This is a genomic window from Paraprevotella xylaniphila YIT 11841 (assembly GCF_900683745.1).
GTDB classification, from domain to species: domain Bacteria; phylum Bacteroidota; class Bacteroidia; order Bacteroidales; family Bacteroidaceae; genus Paraprevotella; species Paraprevotella xylaniphila.
In genome coordinates this window covers 89954-108661 of sequence record NZ_LR215980.1, presented here as the reverse complement: position 1 = coordinate 108661, position 18708 = coordinate 89954, and the positions used below count along the sequence as shown (strand labels likewise).

15 protein-coding genes are annotated in these 18708 nt (G+C 47.9%); 7 read left to right on the top strand and 8 right to left on the bottom strand.

Translation table 11 applies throughout. From position 1 onward, the window contains the following. Nucleotides 1-89 precede the first annotated feature (89 nt). The 5 genes from E0E47_RS00540 to E0E47_RS00520 all read left to right on the top strand — a co-directional run bounded on the left by E0E47_RS00540 (nt 90) and on the right by E0E47_RS00520 (nt 9693). Nucleotides 90-2036: a transglutaminase-like domain-containing protein gene (locus E0E47_RS00540; RefSeq protein ID WP_172604617.1), complete on the top strand. Its 1947-nt coding sequence runs from the start codon at nt 90-92 to the stop codon at nt 2034-2036. A gap of 127 nt (nt 2037-2163) precedes the next feature. Beyond that, nucleotides 2164-2832: a hypothetical protein gene (locus tag E0E47_RS00535; RefSeq protein WP_130892563.1), complete on the top strand. Its 669-nt coding sequence runs from the start codon at nt 2164-2166 to the stop codon at nt 2830-2832. A 91-nt stretch (nt 2833-2923) separates the two neighbouring features. Further along, entirely contained in the window at nt 2924-4822 is a 1899-nt protein-coding gene (locus E0E47_RS00530; RefSeq protein ID WP_130892562.1) for a hypothetical protein, read from the top strand. After that, nucleotides 4819-7575, top strand: coding sequence for a hypothetical protein (locus tag E0E47_RS00525; protein WP_130892561.1), 2757 nt, complete (start codon nt 4819-4821; stop codon nt 7573-7575). Before E0E47_RS00530 ends, E0E47_RS00525 begins: the two co-directional genes overlap by 4 nt. A gap of 105 nt (nt 7576-7680) precedes the next feature. Further along, nucleotides 7681-9693 carry a glycosyl hydrolase family 28 protein gene (locus E0E47_RS00520; RefSeq protein ID WP_130892560.1) on the top strand — a complete coding sequence of 671 codons (2013 nt, stop codon included), beginning with the start codon at nt 7681-7683 and terminating at the stop codon, nt 9691-9693. Nucleotides 9694-9838: 145 nt separating this feature from the next. Here E0E47_RS00520 and E0E47_RS00515 read toward each other — a convergent pair whose 3' ends face one another. Together E0E47_RS00515 and E0E47_RS00510 are read right to left on the bottom strand one after the other, a co-directional pair. Then, entirely contained in the window at nt 9839-10222 is a 384-nt protein-coding gene (locus E0E47_RS00515; RefSeq protein WP_130892559.1) for a VOC family protein, read from the bottom strand. Then, the gene (locus E0E47_RS00510; protein WP_130892558.1) at nt 10219-11313 is read right to left on the bottom strand and encodes an HpaII family restriction endonuclease; all 1095 of its coding nucleotides are present in this window, start codon (nt 11311-11313) and stop codon (nt 10219-10221) included. Before E0E47_RS00510 ends, E0E47_RS00515 begins: the two co-directional genes overlap by 4 nt. Nucleotides 11314-11391: 78 nt before the next feature. On the opposite strand from E0E47_RS00510, the gene E0E47_RS00505 reads away from it, so the two are divergent. Further along, complete coding sequence (locus tag E0E47_RS00505; protein WP_130892557.1) at nt 11392-12615, top strand: L-serine ammonia-lyase; 1224 nt, start codon at nt 11392-11394, stop codon at nt 12613-12615. Here the strand turns inward: E0E47_RS00505 and E0E47_RS00500 are convergent. From E0E47_RS00500 to E0E47_RS00475, 6 genes are read right to left on the bottom strand one after another with little or no spacing between them, the layout of a single operon-like run. Continuing rightward, nucleotides 12612-13082, bottom strand: a complete 471-nt coding sequence (locus tag E0E47_RS00500; protein ID WP_130892556.1) for a low molecular weight protein-tyrosine-phosphatase — start codon at nt 13080-13082, stop codon at nt 12612-12614. The two genes, E0E47_RS00505 and E0E47_RS00500, sit on opposite strands and share 4 nt — an antisense overlap. A gap of 7 nt (nt 13083-13089) precedes the next feature. After that, a complete protein-coding gene (locus E0E47_RS00495) occupies nt 13090-13578 on the bottom strand; it encodes a hypothetical protein (protein WP_008625930.1) in 489 nt (162 codons plus the stop codon). Nucleotides 13579-13592: 14 nt separating this feature from the next. Then, nucleotides 13593-14174 (bottom strand): Maf-like protein, encoded by a 582-nt coding sequence (locus tag E0E47_RS00490; RefSeq protein WP_172604739.1) that lies wholly within the window; start codon nt 14172-14174, stop codon nt 13593-13595. Between the two features lie 16 nt (nt 14175-14190). Continuing rightward, on the bottom strand, nt 14191-14709 hold the full coding sequence (locus E0E47_RS00485) for a KdsC family phosphatase (RefSeq protein WP_130892554.1): 519 nt from the start codon (nt 14707-14709) through the stop codon (nt 14191-14193). After that, the gene (locus tag E0E47_RS00480; protein WP_130892553.1) at nt 14702-15505 is read right to left on the bottom strand and encodes a Rossmann-like and DUF2520 domain-containing protein; all 804 of its coding nucleotides are present in this window, start codon (nt 15503-15505) and stop codon (nt 14702-14704) included. Before E0E47_RS00480 ends, E0E47_RS00485 begins: the two co-directional genes overlap by 8 nt. Then, the gene (locus E0E47_RS00475; protein ID WP_172604616.1) at nt 15502-16044 is read right to left on the bottom strand and encodes a nitroreductase family protein; all 543 of its coding nucleotides are present in this window, start codon (nt 16042-16044) and stop codon (nt 15502-15504) included. The genes E0E47_RS00480 and E0E47_RS00475 overlap by 4 nt, the downstream gene beginning before the upstream one ends. A gap of 223 nt (nt 16045-16267) precedes the next feature. Between E0E47_RS00475 and E0E47_RS00470 the strand changes: the two genes are divergently transcribed. Further along, nucleotides 16268-18613, top strand: coding sequence for a TonB-dependent receptor (locus tag E0E47_RS00470; protein WP_130894289.1), 2346 nt, complete (start codon nt 16268-16270; stop codon nt 18611-18613). The last annotated feature ends 95 nt before the right edge of the window (nt 18614-18708 follow it).

The window sequence follows — 18708 nt, the reverse complement described above, 5'->3', positions numbered from 1 at the left end:
AAAATGACCCATGATTGGTTACGAATCATCCCATTCATTCTTCTAAATATTTCCTTTCTTTGCCCAAAGGAACATGAATTTCACAAAAAATGATGAAGAAGCTATTGCATTTTTTCATTCTTCTATGTATGACCACCGGGATTGCAAACTCCTGCAAAGAATCCGGACTTGACCGTTCCCTGTCACAGGCAGGAAACAACCGTAAGGAACTGGAAGCCGTCCTGCGACATTACCGGAACGCCCCACTAAAACTTCAGGCCGCCCGTTTCTTGATTGAGAACATGGATGCCCATTATGGTTTCGGCGGCGAAGCCGTAGAAGAATACTACCATGCCATGGACAGCATATTCCGCCACGGGAAAGGTGACCGAACCTATTGGAATCGCCAGTACGATTCCATCCTCGCACAAGTAGGGACAGGCTTGGACAGTTGCATGTCCGTCCCCCTCTTCGACATTGAACATATCAAAGCCGATTTCCTGATAGCGCATATAGACAGCGCTTTTGCCGTGTGGGACCGGAACTGGAACCGGCAATACAGTTTCGACATGTTCCTACGTTATGTCCTGCCTTACCGGATAGGGCATGAAGGGTTGAGCTTGTGGAGGGGCAATCTATCTATGGCAGCCTTGGAACAAGAAAGTTATAAACAAAACATATTCAATTCAACATACGTATACGAAATAGCGAATACCATATCATGGCTACTTAGACCTGCTATTTATTATCCCTCACGCCACCTCCCGAATTTTCCACTTGACAAATTGCCAAACCTAAAACTTGCTTCTTGCCGAGAATATGCCCACTTATGCGCAGCCCTATTCCGGGCAAGGGGAATACCGGCCACTGTAGACTTCGTTCCGCAGTGGGGAAATCGCTCCTTGGGACACGTTTGGTGCGTGTTTTTCCCAAACAACCAAACTTCCATACCGGTTGAACTATGCGAACCGTTAGGCACGGAATTCATGCGTAGACGAGAAGACCGACTTCCCAAAGTTTTCAGAAATACTTATGAAAAAAATCCCTATTCACTATATGTGCAGAACAAAGAACGGGACTCCCTACCCTACGTTTTCAACACACCTTATATATTGGACGTGACAGACCAGTATGTAGAAACATCAGATGTAGATGTCCACTTATACAATCTGGACTATGATACCCGTTACGTATATCTTTCCGTCTTTAACGACCAAAAATGGAGTATCGTACATTGGGCAAGAAAGAAAGGTACAAAAGCTCGTTTCACCAAATTAGGACGCGACATCGTGTACCTTCCTGTATACTTCATACAAGGTCTGACCATTCCGGCCGGCAACGCATTCCTATTAGACCATAAAGGACTGAAAACGGATATTCAGCCAGACATATCCAAAAAAATTTCAGTCACAGTAAAACGTAAATTCCGAGATACGAAATCTAACCACTTCCTACAAGGAGTTATCGGAGGAAAATTCCAAGTAGCCAACAGAAAAGACTTCAGAGACTCCATAACCCTATACGACATTCCCCGAATCGAAGACAACCGTTACCATAAAGTCAACACCAACATGTCACAACCTTATAAGTATTTCCGCTACTTGTCACCAAACTTGTCACGCGGCAATATGGCGGAATTATACGTTTTCAATGAAACCGGAGATACTTTGCGCCCTCATGAATATTTCGGCAATTTACACACACGCCCCGGTATGGGCATTGAGAATCTGTCTGACGGCAATACTTTATCATATTATGAATCCCACGACCTATACAACGTGTGGTATGGATGGGAATTTGAAAGCCCCTCACAAATTAGCCAGATTCTTTTTCTTCCACGGAATGACGATAATTTTATCCGAGAGAAAGAAATATACGAACTATTATATTGGGACAATGGAGAATGGCATTCTTTAGGACAACAAACTGGAAACTTTAAATCCGAGTTAGTTTTCAAAAACGTACCTTCAGGAGCATTACTTCTTCTACGGAACCATACAAAAGGAAAAGAAGAGCGTATTTTCACATACCAAAACGGAAAACAAATTTGGAGATAATGAATCTATGTTAAACCCTTTAAAAACAAGAGCCAATGGAATAAGTAAATGAAATACAGTAGTTCAGTCAACAGAATACGACCACTACACTTATCAAATCAAGTAATTAATTTAAAAGAAAAAACAAATGAAAAAGTATATAGTCATCCTTTTTATCGCCCTCATTGGCGGTGCATTCATCTGGAGTTGTTCCCAAGATGACTTAGATAACGGGCAACCCATTTATCACTATTCGGCAGAACAGCTGGCCGAAATCCGTGCATTGGCCGAGGAGTATGACGTACCTGAAGTCAAGTATGCCACAGCATCTGAAAAAGGTCTACCTACAGTAGAAGAGATGAAAGAAACTTTCCTATTATTCAGCATGATAAAACACTCGTTAACACAAACTATGGAAACCATAGACTCATCTGAAAACCATATTCGCTATCGCACAAGACACCCTATGTTCAAACGAATTTACGTGGAGGGAGAAGGGTATACAGGTGATGCTCATATAGAGGAGTCTTATAATATAGATTTTGAAAGTGGTAATACCTATAGCTGTTGGTTAATTATTGATGTTTCATGGACAAATGCAACTGACAAAAACCAAAATGTTAAAGTAGAAGCTAAGATAGAAATGGATTCAGGTTTAGCAGAACGAGTTGACGTGAGCAATGAACAACTAAGCTGGCAATGGATTGGTGCAACAGGACTCCAAATTGCATATTCATGCGAATTACGTAGAAAAGGAAGCACCTCATCAAAACCATATTATAAAGTTACATATTTCGATGTCATCACTATTAATTAACAATAGCATCTATTTATTGTTACTATTTATCGCAGTCCCCACTTTTCCCAAAAGTGGAGACTGCATTTACCCCCCACAGCATCAAGAAAAAGTGTACCTGCATTTTGACCAGACCGCTTATTTCCTCAAAGAAACGATATGGTTCAACGCTTACATACTGGACGAAAGCAACCGTCCTACAGACATCAGCCGAGTACTCTACGTAGAACTCGTTTCACCGGAAGGAGGCATCGTGAACACATTTAAAGGAAAAATAGAGAATGGAACCTGTCACGGGCAATTCGCATTGGATAGTGCCTACCTTTCCGGGTACTTTGAAATACGAGCCTATACTCGCCACATGATGAATTTCGGAGAAGACAATTATTTCTCACGGGTCTTCCCTATTTATGACATAGCCACAGACGGGAACTATCATATCCGTAGCATGCTTGACCGCTTACGCCCCGACTTGTCCAAAGACAACAATCTGACGTTCAGGGAAAGAAAGGAAAAGGCAAGAAAGCCCTCAAAGGACACATTGCCTTTGTCCGTACAAAAAGCTGTCAATTCCGTCATACGGCACTATAACTATTTCACCCCCGACACCATTGCATGCGAAAGCATACCAAAAGACTTACGACCGGGAGAAAAAGTGGAACTTGTATTCCGGGCTACACCCTATAGCCAATTTTCCCTTTCCGTTTGTGCGGAAGAAAGTTTTATCCACACGCACAATAAAGGTGACATTTACCAAACCTTGTTCAAAGACTACAGTTGGGTAGAAAGAAGTTATCAAGCCTTACAAAACTTCAACCCACAAAAAGACATCCGTTATGCACCAGAAAAAGGAATCACCGTGGACGGAGACCTTATCTTAAACAAAAGAAGAAAGATCCGTTTCTTGCCACAAGCAACCATTAGTTTGTCCATACGTACGGACAGACTGCACTTCGGAGGAAACACGAAAACGGATTCATGTGGGTATTGGGCTTTCACCATGGATGATTTCTACGGGAAACGAACAGGGAGTTTGAATGCAATCAGGGCAGACTTCTTTTGGAACGAATCAAGAATAAGAATGCACAAATGGTTCTCGCCTCCCCCTCGGCAATACCAGGACAACGAATACCATCATATACAGGATTACACTATAAAAACAGACTCTTTGACCGGCACGGCAGAAGTTGGCATCAAACAGTTAAAGGAAGTGAAGGTTACAGCCCAACAGCATAAACGGACTTGGAAAGGAACCACACGTTCATTAGTGCACTATTCCTACGCTGAAGAACAAGAATACGCCTTAGACCAAACTGGATCCATCAATTTTGACGGTTCTTATCCGACATGGAAAGTCGTTTCCAGCCTCCTATCACGATATTACTACCCCGAACGGTATACACGACTCCTGATAACCAAGCACTACCACGGAGATTATGGCATTCCTGAAGGACACATTCACGATGGCAATTTAAAACAAACCGACAATATCAAAGAAATCGTTGTGAGAACAGACCGTGCCACATGCTTACAATATGACTATTCCCGTGTGCCTTTCCAACATCATATCGAAAAAAATCCCACCGGAACAATTACCATCGCCCACAAATACAAAAGTCTCGGGATACCCTCTGAAGACAATCCATACTCCATTAGAGCCGGATTGTTAAACTACTTGGTATGCCTCATTCCATACTCTTCCGAGGAACAGATTGCCAAAAAATTACAACCCACAATCAGACTTAGCCCTACTTCACGCGCCACTATCATTAAAGGGTTCTCACGACCAAAAGAACTCAACCAACCAAAATACAACTGTTCACTTAAAGAATTGGATGCTGATTTCAGACGCACCTTATACTGGAATCCAAGCGTAAAAACGGATGCCCAAGGTATTGCCCGTATCACATTCTACAACAACAATAACTGCCGTTCACTCCATATTTCCGCTGAAGGCATAGGAGCTGACGGAAATCCTATCATCTATTATAATAAGGAGAAACAAAAATGAAAAAACTGACCCTTTTAGGCATATTGCTGTATTACACCACAGACATTTGGACACAGACATACCAAACAGACTCCCTCGCCGCCCGCGTGGAACGCTTCGGAACCGGCCTACCGCAGGAAAAAGTGCACCTCCATATTGACAACACCTGCTACTTCGTGGGAGATACCATCTGGTATAAGGCATACGTCACACGGAGTGACAAGGGGTGGCTTACCGACCTGAGCAAAATCATGTACGTGGAACTCCTCACGCCGGACGGATATCTCGTGGAACGGCAACAACTGAAGATGGAGGACGGAACGGCGCACGGCGCGTTCACCCTGACAGACTCGCTCTATGCCGGATACTATGAGTTGAGGGCTTACACCCGGTGGATGCTCAACTTCGGACGATATGAGCACCCCCATTCAAAATACACCGAGGACATGTTCTACAACGAACAGATGGCCAGGGACTTCTTCCGGGACTATGACAAACTGTATTCCCGCGTGTTCCCCGTGTTCGACAAGCCCAAGGAAGCCGGGCGCTATACCAAGGACATGACTGTGCGCCCCATGAGAAGGTACTACAAGGCACGAAAGGGAAAGCCCGAAATAGACCTGCGATTCTATCCCGAAGGAGGGCACCTGATTGCAGGGACAAACGGGAGGGTAGCTTTTGAAATCAACGATGAAGAGGGAAAGCATCTGGAAGCTGAACTCTCCATCATTGATAGCGATGGAAAGGAAATCACCCAGACACGGACATTGAACCGGGGAAGAGGCGTGTTCACCCTAACAGACATGAAACCGAACGAAGAATACAAAGCCAGACTGCATTACCAAGGTTACGACTATGAAGTGAAGTTACCGAAAGTGGAAAAGGAAGGATACGCCTTGCATGTGGAAAGGAAAGACAGCGTACTGAGGATGATTATACAAGGGGCCACCGAAAGCAAGGAGGAATTGGGGATTCAGATACAATGCAATGGCGTAAGCAAGGCCGTCAGGAAACTGTCACCCCGTAACAATGGGAAAGATACGGTGGACGTATATTGGGCATCGCTCCCCACGGGTGTGAACCAAATCACGCTCTTTAACGCAGAAGGACGGATTTATGCAGACCGCCTCTTTTTCGTGAACCATCACGACTATGACCAACCGCTCGTCAACGTAGAAGGCATAAAACAGGAATATGCCCCGTTCGAACCTATCGAACTGAGGATGAAGTTACTCCGGCACCAAGACGCAGACATTTCACTCGCCATACGCGACCATGCCACGGACGAAACGACTTACGACAACGGCACGATGCTCACCGAAATGCTGTTGGCCAGCGAGATTAAAGGGTTCGTGGAAAATCCCGGATGGTATTTCGAGACTGACGACAGCCTGCACCGGCAAGCACTCGACCTGCTCATGATGGTACAGGGATGGAGAAGACATGACTGGAAAATGATGGCCGGAGCGGAAAAAACGCAGTTCGAGTTCCTGCCGGAGAAGATTCAGACACTCAGCGGAAGCGTGCACCAAACCAATTCGCTCTTGGAGGAAACGAACTACGGTGAACCTGTGTACATACCAGCCATAGCTAACACGGCAGCAATTTATACCACGGCACAAGACTATAGTAAAAAAGGGGGGATAGACCCCGCCCTCGCCAAAGTCCTGACCCTACAAGACCTCTATGGCCCGCTCATTAAAAAGATGAAAAAGGAGGTGAACGTGTCCGCCTCGTTCATACAAGACCGCGACATCGTGGATGTATCCCAAACCACACAAAACGGAAAGTTCTACATGCCTTCGGCTGTCGTCAACGACAACTACGTCTTATTCCTAAGCGCTTCGGACAGTACAAAAAGCGAGAAATATAAAAGAAGAATAAAAAGGAAAGGATTCATGGACGAACAAGCCTACCCGGAGTTCTACGTCAAACTCGACCCATTCTTTCCTGTGTTTCCCAAGCCATACAGTTACTATCAGGATGCTACCTTCGAGGAAAAATTTACCTTGCAGGATTCCGCAAGCCGGGAAAGCTTCACCGAACGGAAACTGAATGCCGTCACTGTAAGAAGCAAACGTGGAGGATTGAGAAAATTAGACCACAGCAAGCCGGCCTTGGTCGTGGATGCTTACGAAGCCTTCAACCTTGCAGCCGACTATGGGCTGAACTGCGGAATGCATGACTGGAGAACATTCTCGAGGCAAGTGGCCACGGCATTTTTCGGAGACATGGGCATGGACAGGCATTTCTATCTGCAAGAACAATACGATGGAAAGATATTAGATTTTATGCCTGAGCAAAAGAGGGAGTCCGAAGCGGGCATGTCCATGTCCAACGCACAAATGGAAAAGTACCGTCGCCTCCGCCATCTGGACAAGCTGTACATCTATACCGATTACGTCCCACGAGAACAAGGAAGCTGGAAATACAGCCAGACCAACCAACCGGAGGTGGTCATAGACTACAGGCTTCTGCCCAACGACGGGGTACGACCCACCTACCGGGACAGACGGTATGCCGCAAAAGGATACTCCGTCTGTACGGAGTTCTACAGTCCCGATTACAGCAAGAAGCCGATGCCCGATACCAAAGACTACCGACGCACGCTTTACTGGACACCCAAGGTGAAATTCAACAATAAGGGAGAAGCCGTCATCCGACTATATAATAATAGTAAAAAGACGGTGATAGCCGTGGAGGCCGAAGGCATTACAACCGACGGAAAACCCGTTGTGTGGAAATCGGAAACAGATAATACATACTCACGTTGATTTGTCCCATCATTTGGAAAAAAATGTCCCATACACTTCCAAAATAAGTCCATACCTTTGCAGCGGAAACATGAAAGAGTCAGTGAATAACAGATATTTAAAAATATGAAGAAAGTCATGATTAGAAAGAAAACGGTAAGCATCATGTGGATGATGTTTGTATTCATACTCACAGGGCAAACCATCTGTGCAAAGCCCAAAAACATAACGGTTCATCCATACGCTCCGTTTGTCATTCCAGAAACAGGCCTTGGCGGAGAAGCCTATCCTTCGCATGTAAGAAACGATGTAGCCTCTGCACGCTTTAATGTAAAAGTGGCAGATACCAAAGTTGCTGCAATCCGCTATGACAATACTGGTTTTGGCAATCAAGGCCACAACATGGATGTCGCCCGTTTTGCCACGAACAGCCGGACTCCCGAAATCGAAGTCAATGTGAAAGGAGAAAACGAAATCAACAGCGTAACCATCCATCCTGTACGCTTCTATCCGCAAGAAAAGCTGAAAATCAGCCCTGACAAAAGGAGTGTCACATTCGAAATGGCCAAAGAACTACCCTACGCCATAGTCATCATCAACGGTAATGACCCACAGGACGCTTCTACTTCCAATCCGCAACTTACGTTGATAAACGATCCTTTGGAAGACTTGACCGAACACCCTTTGCCGAAAGCTCCCAACGTTCTTGATTTTAAGAAGTTCGCAAAGAACTATTTAAAGGAAAACCCTATTACGGAGACATCCGGACAAGTATGCCGGCCTGCGGGAAGCATCACGGACGCTAGCCTGAATGACGGGAGAATGTTCACGTGGAATTACGAAAAGGGGGTGTTCGTCCCCTATACAGACCGGATTGTCGCGTTTCCGAATATGAGAAAAAGAAGCCGGAATGACGTTTCGGATGCCCTGCAAGCGGCATTGGAAGTAATCAAGAACACACCGGAACTCAACACGCTATACATTCCGGCCGGAACTTACCTATGGTCTGGACTGCGCATCATCAACTGGAACGGAAACCGTAAAAACGGAGGAAAGCCCCTTTTCGTTTACACTGATGAAAACGCGCTTATGATCAACCGTTTGAAAGAGTGCCGGGAAGCCAATGAGCCTGCCATTTACATCGCCAATTCCTCTTACGTGACCATTTCCGGCCGCGGCATGCACGACGGGCAAGGCTGCTTTACTTTCGCCATGGACAGGAAGGACGCACGGAACACTCCCCACCAAGGAGGTGCAGTCATAAAGAAATCAAACCATATCACATTTAATGATACATATATACGTGACAGCCAACAATGGAATTGGGAAACACATGATGCCACGGACATCGAGCTGAACAACATCAAAGGATTGTCGCCTTATAACCACGGGTGGATAGACGGACTCAACCTGTCAAGCGGAAAGAACATCACGGTCAACGGTTCCATTACGTTGGGAAATGACGATACATTCGCAACCGGCCATTATAACCCCTCGAACGAATTCCCAATACGTACCTATCGGGAAACCCCTTCCGTCAATCTCGTGAACACAAACGAGAATCCGGCAGAAATACGCCACACGTTTGCTGCAGCAGGTGTTTACAACAAAGACCGGATGAAATGGAGCCGCGACGGCGGATCGGAAAATATCCGTGTCCACAATGCCATCGGATGGACACGCACAGCCCATTGCATACGTATCGGAGGAAACGTCCTGGTTGGCAAACCTCAGAACAATTCAAGCGAAAAAAACATAAAAGGTTATTACTTTGATAATTTCCATTCCATCGCAGGAAGAAAAGCGGGCGGAAACATCAGAATCCAATTCTACGACAAAACCGATTTGCCGGCGAAAGGCGAACTGGTAATCAAGAACTGCTCTTTCTGGACGGCTTCAAAGGCATGGGCTTTAATCCCGGCCTCTAAAGACAACCACACATCAATACGTAAAGTGGTGCTGCAGAATCTTTATTTCGCAAACCCCATAGCGGACCCCTCTGCCATCTTCTCTGACATCGAAGAACTGACGATAAAGCAACTGCATATCGGAGGACGGAAGATTGACCAGTACGATTTGTCCGGCATTCCCCAAAAATTAGAGAATGTCACTCACTTCAAAAACGATTTCAAGGACTAAAAAAGGAACAAAGCCCAATGGAAGGCATGGAAGTTAGGCGCAACTCCCACCCCATGAGTTTTTGCAAAAACCAAGGAAAGGCTATACAGATTCTCGAACTCATTGGGAATTCTGACCTTTAAAAAGGTATCCGGAGAACATCGCATCACTCCGTAATCTCTATCTGATTACCTTCCGGTCCTAACACGCAACTCTCATAAAAACCATCGCCTGTAAAACGCGGCCCACTTAACACGGCATATCCTTGAACCTGCAGAGAGGAAGTCAACCTATCCACTTGTGCCTTACTCCCTACACTGAATGCCAAATGGATATATCCAATCTGGCAAAGTTCTTTTGTCCCCTCCGTCATATCCGGACGAGACATGATTTCTAACCTGGCTCCATCCTCGAAAGAAAGGAAATAACTCTTCAAGCCTGTCCGGGGATTATGGTACATTTCATTAGAAACGGCATCGAAAAAACGCACAAAGAAATCCTTTACCGCCTCCAAATCCCTCACATACATAGCCACATGATTGATCTTCATTTCTTCACAAAACCTATCTTTAGGTTCAACTTCAAATAGTAGGCACGGTTTTCACGCTCCAAATAACCGTACTTGTCCTTTTCCGGATGCCCTTTCTCCAAACGGGTATGCGTGAACAGGAAATCGGCAAAGACCTGACGCTCCGTCTTACGATAGGCCACCATACGTCCCTCCGCATCCACCATCACGAATCCCGCCACAGCCGAATCCGTACCGTCATACTGCTTGGCCGGACGCAAGCCCAAAGCCACGGCCAAAAGGAACTCTTTCATCTTATGACGATAATACCCGTGCTTGCGGATCAATTCCTCCTTTATTTTCAGCGGGTTCCGGTCTTCTATAAGTGCCGTCAGTTCGTCCACCCGGCTTATGTTGTCCAAATGCATCAAACGCACCATCTCGGCCAACACACGGGAGAAGTTGAGGTCTATCAAGCAAAGGTTACTGCGGAACACTTTATCGGCCACGTCATTATATTTCAACACACCGCCCATGCTCTCGATGTAAAGCATACGGCGCGCCACCTCGTTCGGATTGTCCGGGTCTTCCGTATAATTGATTTTGTTGACCGCCGGTTGGGAAAAACGAATGCCTCCCTGCTCGAATTTCAGATTGGCCGTCCGCCCACCGTCCAACAAGGGCATCATGGCGCAAAGACGGGAATAGATGCGGAATCCCACGGGCGGGAAACTGTCATCATGAAAAGTAATGTAGAAATCGGTACGGTCGTCTGTCCGGGCTTCCATATCATAAATCTTCAGTGCGTCGAGGAAACCTTCTACCCCTTCGGGTGCCTCCACCTCTTCGTTCCGATCCCGTTTCAGCGCATCGAGAATCATGGATGCCACTGTGCCGAAGTCTTCACGCGGAAAACGTTCGTCCATCTGTTCCCCTTCTACATGGATGTCGGTCTCTTCCATCGTATAACGACGCTCTCCGTCATGCTCCTGCCGCGTCACCCGAAAAATAGGCAACACACGGCCGGAAGGTAGCCCCTCCTCGTTACCCAAGACTACCTCCCCCTGAGCCAACAAGTTGAAAAACACATATAATTCGTTCCATTCCCTACGCGTAGCTGTCAACATATCCATTTCATTTTAAAATACAGGCAAAAGTAATAAATAATATGGGATTTTCCCCTACCTTTGCAGACAAAAACAACGCTTACAATGATAACTCTGAAAGAACTATACCGTATCGGCTACGGACCGTCGAGCAGTCATACCATGGCTCCGCGCAAAGCCGCCACCCTCTTTTTGGAACGTAACTCGAAGGCCATACGTTTCGAAGTAACCCTTTACGGCAGTCTGGCCGCTACGGGAAAAGGACACATGACGGACAAAGCGATTCTCGACGTATTGGACGAACCACGGACTACTATCACCTGGAAGCCGAAAACTTTCCTTCCCTACCATCCGAACGGTATGAAGTTCCAAGGATTCGACCCAGAAGGGCACATCACGGAAGATTGGACCGTGTTCAGCATCGGTGGAGGAGCACTGGGTGAAGAGGGAAAACAAAACCTGACGTTTGAAGAAATATACCCGATGAACTCTGCCACAGAAATCCTGGCCTGGTGCATGCACAGCGGAAAAAGTTATTGGGAATACGTGGAGGAATGCGAGGGAAAAGACATCTGGGATTATCTGGAAGAAGTGTGGAACACCATGCAACAGGCCGTACGGAACGGACTGGAACACGAAGGCGTGTTGCCCGGCCCATTGGGATTGAGAAGGAAGGCTACGTCTTATTATGTCCGTGCCGACGGCTACCAACATTCCATGCGTACCCGCGGACTGCTTTTCGCATACGCCCTTGCCGTGAGCGAAGAGAATGCCGGAGGCGGAAAAATAGTCACAGCCCCCACCTGCGGCTCGTGCGGAGTGCTGCCGTCTGTGTTATACCACCTCTCCGTATCTCGGCACATCAGCGACCAACGTATCCTCAAGGCTTTGGCCACGGCCGGCCTGTTTGGCAACATCGTAAAAAACAATGCTTCCATATCGGGTGCCGAAGTAGGATGTCAGGGCGAAGTGGGCGTAGCTTGTGCCATGGCGGCTGCGGCCGCAGCCCAGTTGTTCGGAGGCACACCGGCACAAATCGAATATGCAGCCGAAATGGGATTGGAACACCATTTGGGACTGACCTGCGACCCCGTTTGCGGTTTGGTGCAAATCCCCTGCATCGAGCGCAATGCCTATGCCGCCGCCCGTGCCATGGATGCCAATTCGTATGCCATGCTGACTGACGGGGCACACCAAGTGTCGTTCGACAAAGTGGTAGAAGTTATGAAAAAAACCGGCCATGACCTCCCGTCCTTATATAAAGAAACAGGAGAAGGAGGACTGGCCGAAGATTACAAACGGATGTGGGACACGTTGCATACCCGCTAACGGGCACCACGCAACGTATCCAACAAACCGGCACAGGCATCTTCCAGTATGTCGAGCACATTCTCGAATCCGCTGTCGCCTCCATAGTAAGGGTCGGGCACATGGTCTACTACTTTCAGCCGACAATAGTCCGTCATGCGCACGACTTTCTTTTCTTCTTCCAATCCGGGTGCCAAAGACTTCAACTTACTGATATTACGGTCGTCCATTCCTACGATCCAATCGAAATCAAAGAAATCATCATACCGCACCGGGCGCGAGAAATGGGTGATATGATACCCCCGGCGGGCAGCGTGTGCCCGCATACGGGCATCGGCGGGTTCCCCTTCATGATAGTCTATCAAACCGGCGGAATCCAAGAAGAACTCATGCTCCAAACCGGCATCACTCACCAACTTCCGCATGACTTCTTCGGCAGCCGGAGACCGGCAGATATTTCCGAGGCAAACGAATAAAATCCTTTCCACCGGGCTGTCACCAAGAAAGAGTGTATGAGCCACGCCCCGTACCATAAAGTTGACTGGCAGCCGTAGTCGTAATACTACCGTAAAGGCCTGATTGTCCGCTATTGGAGCCACTCGGTGCCGATTGCGGAGCCGTAGCCGAATAACTATACTGGACGCTGAAATTTATTTTAGCCATCCTGCTGCGAAAATCATCCGGAAGCCGGATACCGATGTATGGGTTGGATTTATCTGCGTCATACACCACATTATAATCTTTTGTGAAAGTCGTATCCGTACATTCCACACTCCAATGGTATTCAGCCTTATACAACAAATCTCCCAAACTTTGCTGTACTGCAGTAATCGTGACCGAGTCCCCTGCATTCCAAACCGTAGGCTCAATACGGAAACCGGCAAATGACGGCAAAGTACAAATATGCTTGTCTTCTTCACAAGCAACAAAGGCCATGGCCACCGCACCCAAGCATGCCAGACGCATCAAAGATTTCATTTCCATTCGTCTCTTTATCTTTATAATGTTTTTAATTCCTTATATAAACGCTGCACCGGCAGCCCCATGACATTAAAATAAGAACCGCTGAGGGAAGATACTCCCACATAGCCTATCCACTCCTGAATGCCGTATGCCCCGGCTTTATCCATCGGACGGTAGTGCGCCACATAATACTCTATTTCTTCATCCGACAACTCGTCGAAAGTCACTTCACTGACCGTCGCAAAAGTCTTTTTCTTACCAACTGTTACCAATGTCACCCCGGTAATTACCTGATGCGTACGTCCAGACAGGCGGCGCAACATGTCCTTGGCTTCGGCCTCGTCTTTCGGCTTGCCCAAAACCTTCCCGTCCGTCCAGACTATCGTGTCAGCCGTGATAATCAACTCGTCCGGCTGCATAATAGCTTCATACGCTTCCGCTTTCTTGCGGGAAATGTACTGCGGGATTTCTTCCCCCGACAACCCGTCCGGATAAGCCTCGTCGATGCCTGGCAACACTCTCACTTCATAATCCACATCCAACCCAGCCAAAAGCTCTTTACGGCGCGGGGAATTGCTGGCCAAGACCAGACGGTATTTCTTCAAGTTCTCCAACATATTCTCCATTGTTTTACTACCAACCAAAAGCCTTTTCATCCTTCAGCCATAATCCTTGCGCCTTCAATACCTGTTCTATCACGTCGCGCCCGCATCCATATCCTCCTTTCAAATGGGAGATATATACCGCCAAAGCCTTGATTTCCGGAGCTGCGTCGGCCGGCGCACAAGGACAGCCACAACGCCGCATGACTTCATAATCGGGGATATCATCACCCATGTAAAGCACTTCCTCGTCCCGCAATCCATAACGTTCCAAAAAGGCTTCGTACGTCTTTATCTTCACGGCACATCCCAAATGCACGTCCGGAATGCCCAGTCCCTCATACCGTTTACGCACCGATTCGGTACGCCCGCCGGTGATAATGGCCACATGCAAGCCCGACTTGACAGCCAACTGCAAGGCATACCCGTCTTTGATATTGACCGAACGCATCGGCTCCCCTCCGGGATGCAAGGTGATGGTCTCGGCACTCAGCACGCCGTCCACGTCGAAAACCAACGCCTTTATCTTTTTTAATTCGTAATTAATCATTTATTTCCTTCCTTTCCGCTTCATTCCTCAAGGCCAGAGCATGGATGCTCCGGCTCATCATTTCATAGATTGCTTTCCATTCAGGCTCTCCATCGAGCATGGCACATTGACGTTCTATCACATTCCGGTCATAGCGCACGGCCGGCCCCGTTTGCGCCTCCACGGGCGGAAGACGATGTACCTTCCGCGCCGTCTCGTCTATCAAAGGCCACATTACATCGAACGGTATGTCGTCCCGACCCAACAAGTCCGCAGCCAAAGCGTAACAATGATTCACAAAATTGCAAGCAAATACTGCCGCCAAATGGAGACAGCGGCGTCTTTCCGTACTCATATCCTCCACCCTGTCCGAAACAGAACGCGCCAACTGTTCCGTCTGTGCAAGCGAGTCGGGGGCGGATGCTTCCACAAAAACCGGAATCTCCTTGAAATCCACCGGGCAATCTTTAGAAAACGTCTGCATGGGATATAACACGCCATAACGCCGGACATGTCCACGGAAAACATCCATCGGCATGCTCCCGGCCGTATGCAGGCACAAGGCATCTCCTATCCGGGGAGCGATACGGGACACCAAGCCCTCTAACACTCCATCTTTCACGGAGAAGATATACACATCCGCACCCGGCACCACGGCATCAAGGTCATCCGTCGCCGGACATCCCAAACGTACGGCCAAAGCTTCAGCGGAAGCCATCGTACGGCTGAAGACCTGCAACGTTTCATGGCCTGCACCGTGCAGAGCCAGTCCCAACCGCGTAGCCAAATTTCCGGCACCAATCCAGACAATTTTCATTCTTCCGGCGCGTCAAAGGTATTGATATGCACTTTTTCCCACTGCAACCGGTCTTCATTAAACGGTTTGCGTTCCATTCCCTTATGGCCCACAGCCACGATGGAAAGCACCCTTAAATGCTCCGGGACATGCAGAATGGCCCGCACCATCTCCTCCGCAGGTTTTCCATCCGCCATTGTACGGTTCCGGATCTGTACCCAACAAGCACCCAGACCCAAATCTTCAGCCTGCAACAGCATCATGGTCGTAGCCACCGAAGCGTCTTCCACCCACACGTCGCTCTGCGTCGGATCGGCCAAGATGACCACCGCCAAGGGAGCACCTTCTATCAACTCGGCTCCGTGCTCCTTGCAATGCGCCAGTTGCTGCAACAAATCCTTATTGTCCACAACCACGAACTCCCAAGGACGCACTCCCTTGGAAGAAGGGGATATCAACGCCGCACGCAACAATGCCACCACCTCGTCTTGGGTCAACTCTTCTTCCGTAAACTTCCGCATGCTACGACGGATGCGAATCAGCTCGCTAAACTTTTCCATTTCCTTATCCTATATTTATTATCATGTCACTGCGCAAAGATACATGATTTCCCTATTACGGAGAAAAGAAATCCAGACGGAATCGACAGTTTCACCAAATAAATCGACGGTTCTTTATACAAAAAAGCGTATTTTTGCGTTATTTAAAAAGTGTAAGTAGACAGACAACGAAGTGAAGACAAGACTTTTCAAATCCATATCCTGCCTTTTCCTGCTGGCCCTTATGGCCTTGCGCGTGGCCGCCCAAGACAAAGTAAAACTGTCGGGAAGGGTCATCGACGATGAACAAAACCCGGTGCTTTTTGCCGTAGTAAAAGTAGACGGCCAGGCCGCAGGTACTACCACAGACCTGCAAGGGCGTTACCAACTGGAATTCTCCACTGCCGACACCGTGACCGTGTCGTTCAGCATGATAGGTTACGTAACCAAGAAAAAGACACTGGTCCGTCCCAAAGGTAGTTTACGGCTCAACATCACCATGCAAACCCAAAGTATCGACATGGGTGAAGTAACGGTAAAGGAAGTACGGCGACAAATGAATTCCACCCAACACTTGAATGCCGAAAACCTGAAACGGCTGCCCTCCACCACCGGAAATGCCGTAGAGGAACTGGTGGCCACACAAGCGGGAGTCAGCACACACAATGAGTTGAGTTCGCAATACAACGTAAGAGGCGGGAGTTTCGATGAAAACAGTGTATATATCAATGGAGTGGAAGTATACCGCCCCTTACTTATCAGTTCCGGACAACAGGAAGGACTGAGCGTCATCAACAGTGACATGGTGGAAAACATCAACTTCTCGGCCGGAGGTTTCGATGCCAAATACGGGGATAAGATGTCGTCTGTTTTGGACATCACCTATAAGAAGCCCAAGAAATTCGAGACTTCAGTTTCGGCTAGCCTTTTAGGGGCCGGCCTCTATGTAGGTTACGCCAAAAAGAACTTCAGTATGACACACGGCGTGCGTTACAAGACTAACCAATATATGTTGGGGTCGTTGGAAACCAAAGGAGAATACAACCCGCGTTTCCTCGACTACCAGACCTATATCAGTTGGTCGCCCAACCGGAAATGGAGCCTGGACTTCATCGGGAACATCTCCCAAAACCAATATGACTTCCTGCCGACGAACCGACAGACCAATTTCGGCACAATGCAGGATGTCAAGTCGTTTCGCGTATATTTTGACGGAAAGGAAGAAGACCTCTTCCGTACACTATTCGGCACACTGAGCCTGTCGCATAGCTTTACCGACCGCACAAAGCTTTCCCTTTTGGCTTCGGCATTCGCCACCAAGGAAAGGGAAACATACGACATCCAAGGGCAATACTGGCTCGACGAGACCAACACGACCGAACAATTAGGCGTAGGCACCTACATGGAGCATGCCCGCAACTACTTAGATGCCAACATGAAGAGTCTGAAACTCCTGTTCTCTCACAAACCGAAAGGGCACGACATACAAGCCGGACTCACATGGAAGCACGAAATCATCAAAGAGAACTCACGCGAATGGGAGATGCGCGACTCTGCCGGATATTCCATCCCCCACACGGGCAACCGTCTGGATCTGATTTACAACCTGAAATCCTCCAATCGCATCAGCAGCGACCGCCTCGAACTTTTCGGTCAGGACACTTGGCGGTTTACTAACAGACACGGCATATTTTCCCTTAATTACGGGGCACGGTTAAGCTATTGGAGCTGGAACAAGGAATGGCTATTCAGTCCGCGTGTTTCGCTCGGCATCATCCCGTCTTTCAACGAAGATTTCACATTCCGCATCGCCACGGGACTGTATTACCAGGCTCCTTTCTACAAGGAACTACGAGACACTGTGACAACCGGTGTCTCCACCAAAGTACACCTGAACCGCGACATCAAGTCGCAGCGTTCGTTCCAAGTCGTATTAGGGGGAGACTACAAGTTCAAGCTCATGAACCGTCCTTTCAAATTCACCACGGAAGTCTATTACAAGGCATTGAACAACCTGATACCCTACAATGTGGACAACGTGAAAATCGTATACTACGGAGGCAACATCGCTTCGGGATACACCACAGGCATCGACTTCAAAATCTTCGGGGAGTTCGTGGAAGGTACGGATTCCTGGATCAGCTTCAGCCTGATGAAAGCCCAGCAGAAAGTGGACGGCAAGAGTTTCCCGCAAGCCACCGACCAACGCTATAACCTGAACTTCTTCTTCAGCGACTTCTTCCCCGGTACGACGCGATGGAAGATGACACTGAAAGCCAGCATTGCCGACGGACTTCCTTTCGGTCCTCCCCACACGGGATTGGAACGCATGGTATTCCGCGCCCCGGCCTACAAACGCGTGGACATCGGAATGAGCTACCGGTTGTTGGACAACGAAGACGGGCGCAACCAAAAGAAATTCATCCGCTACCTGCGCAACGTATGGTTAGGCGTGGACTGCTTCAACCTGTTCGACATCAGCAACGTAAGCTCATACTATTGGGTGACGGACGTGACCAACCAACAATACGCCGTGCCCAACTACCTGACCGGACGGCAAATCAACGCACGTATACTGATTGAATTGTAACCACCGGAACGGCTACTGCCAAAAAAACATGAATTTATTTCCTGTTTCACCGCAAAATGCGTACTTTTGCAAGTCAGTAAACGCACAATAACGTG

Excerpts from the sequence above, each read along its gene's own strand:
- E0E47_RS00540 (WP_172604617.1), top strand. The coding sequence starts at position 90 with ATGATGAAGAAGCTATTGCATTTTTTCATTCTTCTATGTATGACCACC.
- E0E47_RS00535 (WP_130892563.1), top strand. The coding sequence starts at position 2,164 with ATGAAAAAGTATATAGTCATCCTTTTTATCGCCCTCATTGGCGGTGCA.
- E0E47_RS00525 (WP_130892561.1), top strand. The coding sequence starts at position 4,819 with ATGAAAAAACTGACCCTTTTAGGCATATTGCTGTATTACACCACAGAC.
- E0E47_RS00520 (WP_130892560.1), top strand. The coding sequence starts at position 7,681 with ATGAAGAAAGTCATGATTAGAAAGAAAACGGTAAGCATCATGTGGATG.
- E0E47_RS00515 (WP_130892559.1), bottom strand. The coding sequence starts at position 10,222 with ATGAAGATCAATCATGTGGCTATGTATGTGAGGGATTTGGAGGCGGTA.
- E0E47_RS00510 (WP_130892558.1), bottom strand. The coding sequence starts at position 11,313 with ATGGATATGTTGACAGCTACGCGTAGGGAATGGAACGAATTATATGTG.
- E0E47_RS00505 (WP_130892557.1), top strand. The coding sequence starts at position 11,392 with ATGATAACTCTGAAAGAACTATACCGTATCGGCTACGGACCGTCGAGC.
- E0E47_RS00495 (WP_008625930.1), bottom strand. The coding sequence starts at position 13,578 with ATGGAAATGAAATCTTTGATGCGTCTGGCATGCTTGGGTGCGGTGGCC.
- E0E47_RS00490 (WP_172604739.1), bottom strand. The coding sequence starts at position 14,174 with ATGTTGGAGAACTTGAAGAAATACCGTCTGGTCTTGGCCAGCAATTCC.
- E0E47_RS00485 (WP_130892554.1), bottom strand. The coding sequence starts at position 14,709 with ATGATTAATTACGAATTAAAAAAGATAAAGGCGTTGGTTTTCGACGTG.
- E0E47_RS00480 (WP_130892553.1), bottom strand. The coding sequence starts at position 15,505 with ATGAAAATTGTCTGGATTGGTGCCGGAAATTTGGCTACGCGGTTGGGA.
- E0E47_RS00475 (WP_172604616.1), bottom strand. The coding sequence starts at position 16,044 with ATGGAAAAGTTTAGCGAGCTGATTCGCATCCGTCGTAGCATGCGGAAG.
- E0E47_RS00470 (WP_130894289.1), top strand. The coding sequence starts at position 16,268 with ATGGCCTTGCGCGTGGCCGCCCAAGACAAAGTAAAACTGTCGGGAAGG.